5 protein-coding genes are annotated in these 3,731 nt (G+C 39.5%); all 5 read right to left on the reverse strand.

Going from position 1 to position 3,731, the window contains the following annotated elements:
* Positions 1-603: 603 nt before the first annotated feature.
* Positions 604-1,506 (reverse strand): glycine betaine ABC transporter substrate-binding protein, encoded by a 903-nt coding sequence (locus RMY00_RS35915; RefSeq protein ID WP_322652114.1) that lies wholly within the window; start codon positions 1,504-1,506, stop codon positions 604-606.
* Positions 1,506-2,138: an ABC transporter permease gene (locus RMY00_RS35920; protein ID WP_322652115.1), complete on the reverse strand. Its 633-nt coding sequence runs from the start codon at positions 2,136-2,138 to the stop codon at positions 1,506-1,508. The genes RMY00_RS35915 and RMY00_RS35920 overlap by 1 nt, the downstream gene beginning before the upstream one ends.
* Positions 2,135-2,893, reverse strand: a complete 759-nt coding sequence (locus RMY00_RS35925; protein ID WP_322652121.1) for an ATP-binding cassette domain-containing protein — start codon at positions 2,891-2,893, stop codon at positions 2,135-2,137. Before RMY00_RS35925 ends, RMY00_RS35920 begins: the two co-directional genes overlap by 4 nt.
* A gap of 107 nt (positions 2,894-3,000) precedes the next feature.
* A complete protein-coding gene (locus RMY00_RS35930) occupies positions 3,001-3,396 on the reverse strand; it encodes a hypothetical protein (RefSeq protein ID WP_322652116.1) in 396 nt (131 codons plus the stop codon).
* A gap of 139 nt (positions 3,397-3,535) precedes the next feature.
* Positions 3,536-3,731, reverse strand: a 196-nt coding sequence (locus RMY00_RS35935) for a hypothetical protein (protein ID WP_322652117.1), incomplete at its 5' end; no start/stop codon positions are given.

Here is a 3,731-nt window from a genome sequence, read left to right on the forward strand (position 1 = left end):
TAGGGTGGGGTAAAAAATATGTGATACATGAATCATTACTTTTCAAACATCCTCTTAGGCAGATCAAGTGAGTTCATCAGTAGACCTCTTGCAAAAGTGCTTTTTGCAAGAAAGGGAAAAGGACAATACAGAACTTTTTCCCCTTCCCCTTTTCCCGACTTATGCAAGAAGTCTAGTATTCGCAATTAAAAAACTTAGATATAGCAACCCTTTCAGGGTTTACCTCTGTTTCATAATTTTTAGTGATATCATGTCCGCCTAATTAGTTATGATTCCCGCATCTATGCAACAACTATAATCGTAGCGATTGTCTTAAAAGCCAAGCGTATTGGTCTATATTGCACTCAACTGATAACCGCCATATTAGAAGGATAAGGACTAAAGTCCTTACTACGAACTTAATATTACTTACCCATCAATTTAAACTTGCCAAACTACTATAGCAGTCCTAAATCATTCGTGAAAATTATATCTCTCTTTATTTCTTTCCTTCCTTGGCGTCCTTGGCGTCCTTGGCGGTTCGTTTCTTAATCTATATTTTTCACAACTCAAATAGGATTGCTATAGTAGGGGCTGTTGCGTTAACCCTTAATTAATTACAAATTATTTTAATCCCTTCGATTTGCGAAACTCCTGCACAACATCTTTAATATCACGTAATTCCCCTTCAACTAAATAATTTAATTGCCGCATTTCATCTGCTGAAATCTTTCCGGCAAGTGAAGCGATCGCATTTTTTAATTCAGGATATTTTTTTAATATTTCTTGTCGAACAATTGGTACAGTTTCGTAAGGTGGAAAATAATGTTTATCATCTTTTAAGACAACTAAACCCAAGCGAGCAATCTGTCCGTCAGTAGAATTACCCGCCACCATATCTACTTGTTTTTGAATCAAAGCACGATATATCAAACCCAAGTCCATAATTTGGGGAGGTTTGGCAAAATGCAAATCGTAAGCTTTTGCTAATCCAGGAAAACCATCTTCCCGTTCTAAAAACTCATAGCCAAAACCCCCGCGCCACTGCGGTGTATATTGAGTAGCTTCAGAGAGAGTTTGAATGTTGTAACGCTTGGCATCATCACCCCGGACAATCATCGCAAAAGTGTTTTCAAAACCTAAGCTTGGCATCACTTCCAGATTAAATTGCTGGGAATATGCTTGTTTTAACCTTTCATAAACTTCTTTCGGATCATTAACTGCTTTTTGCTTTAAAATTCCCGTAAAAGCTGTGCCTGTATACTCAATATATGCGTCAATTTTGCCAGCAGTAATTGCACTATGACAAACAAAAGAACCACCCAAACGGGGACGACGAGCTACTTTTAAATTAGTTGTCGCCTCAATTTGTTGTGCTAACAGTTCACCTAAAATATCTTGTTCAGTAAAATCTTTGGAAGCAACGATAATGTTGCCACTGCTACTATTATTTGAATTTGGTGTACAGCTAGTGATTCCCAATAACAAAGCAAAAGTTAAAAAGCACAATGCTATAATTTTTTTCATTAACTTTTAATTTTTAACTTATTTTCCATCCAGCCAATTGCAAAGTCAGCTAGTAATGCAATTGCCGCCGCCGGAACTGCACCAGCTAAAATTAACTGATCGTTCACGACTGATATACCACGAAAAATAAATACTCCCAAACCGCCAGCACCAATTGCTGCTGCAATAGTTGCAATACCAATGGCAATTACCGTTGCTACACGCACCCCTGCTAAAATTACTCCCAGTGCTAAGGGGATCTCAACTTGTAACAACAATTGTCTATCTGTCATCCCCATGCCTTTACCAGCTTCTCTAATAGCTGGATCTACACCAGTAATGCCTGTGTAAGTGTTACGAATTATCGGCAGCAACGAATATACAATCAGGGCAACAATTGCTGGTACTGCACCAATCCCGCCAATTATCGGAACAGGAATGAGCAAGCCAAATAGTGCCAAACTAGGAATAGTTTGGAAGATATTTGCTATACCGAGAATTGGTTGGCGAAGATAAGTTTTACGTGTAATTAAAATACCTAATGGAATGCCTACAAGGATAGCAATTCCAATTGCTATGCCTACCAAAAACAAGTGTTCTAGAGTATGCTGAAGGATTTCTGGAGCATACTTAACGAGGAAGAAATTTTTCATAGATTATCTTGCAAGGTATGCAGACATTGGAGAAAGGCAAGGCTTTCTGGATGTTGCGATCGCCTAAATTCATCTGTCGTCCCCAATACTACCAATTCTCCGCCATACATTAAACCAATTCTTGATGCTAAAACAAATGCTTCTTGAATATCGTGGGTAACAAACACAACTGTTTTGCCTAACTCTTGCTGCAAATGCCGAAACTCTTGTTGCAGTTCTAAGCGCGTAATTGGATCGAGTGCGCCAAAGGGTTCATCCATCAACAACACTGGCGGATCTGCCGCTAAAGCCCTAGCTACACCGACTCTTTGCCTTTGTCCTCCCGAAAGTTCGTTCGGGTAACGTCCGGCGAATTGTGCTGGTTCTAAGCCTACTAATTGCAATAATTCATAAACCCGCGTTTTTATTTGTTTCGGTTGCCAACCTTCCAAAGCCGGGACTAAACCCACATTGCGTTCAACAGTGAAATGGGGAAATAAACCAATTTCTTGAATGACGTAACCAATTTTTCGCCGCAGTTTAATTTCATCCCATTGAGTTGTGGGAATACCATCAAATAAAACTTCACCTTGTGTAGGTGTAAATAAGCGATTAATTAACTTCATTGTGGTGGTTTTGCCGCTACCACTGCGCCCAAGTAATACCAGTGCTTCTCCTTGGCGGATGGTGAAATTGAGATTTGACACCAATGAGCGATGATTGCGGCTAAAGGTAACATCGCGGAATTCGACGGCAGTTTGATTATTTTGCGGCATGAGTGGCTTTTGATGGACGCTAGCTATTGTATTATGTGCTGATTTTGCTAGCGTGCTAACGCCCAATTTGCCAGACAAGTTGCTCAAGGCTTTTGTTTTAAGAGGATTTATGCAGTTTTAGCATTTTCTTCTGATGTTTGTTCTGCAACATTTTTTAAGCGGCTCGATCTGATTTTACGGATGCGATCGCTATTGCGAACACCACCCGCCATCTCATATTCACGGCTGTCTTTGCCGTATTTGATCGCAACCACCATCAGCATTTTTTCGGAAAGCTGACTCAAGTTTTTTTCCATCTCTTCAATTTCAGTTTTAGAAGAGTCAACTACAGACAGAGCAGTATTATAAACATCAAGTTTTTTGCGTAACTGCTCAATTGACTCAATCAGTTTTTCCAGATTATAATTTTCATCAAATTTGATGTTTGGAACAATCGATTTCAGTCCAGCCGACCTTAACTGAGCTTTTTCTAGAATGCGGGATGTGCGTTTTTGACGAGACATAAAATTAGTCCTTTAAGATGCTGCTATAGCTAGCTTGGCTTAATTAAACTGCGTTTCAGTTCAGCAAAACTCGCAGTTTTTGCTTATAAAATTTTCAGGTCATATCAGTAATTTTTCGGTATTTATTTTCAGAATTTAATTAATAATGTAAAAAAGCAAAAATGAGATTACTCCGGTCACGAGTGAAACCACTTCTGTCACGAGTTAGACCACTTCTGTCACGACTGAAAACGCTCCCGTCACGAGTTAGACCACTTCTGTCACGATTGAAACCACTCCCGTCACGAGTTAGACCACTTCTGTCACGACTGAAAACGCTCCCGTCACGAGTTAGA

This window comes from Nostoc sp. ChiVER01, from assembly GCF_034531155.1.
In the GTDB taxonomy this organism is placed as follows: Bacteria; Cyanobacteriota; Cyanobacteriia; order Cyanobacteriales; family Nostocaceae; genus Nostoc.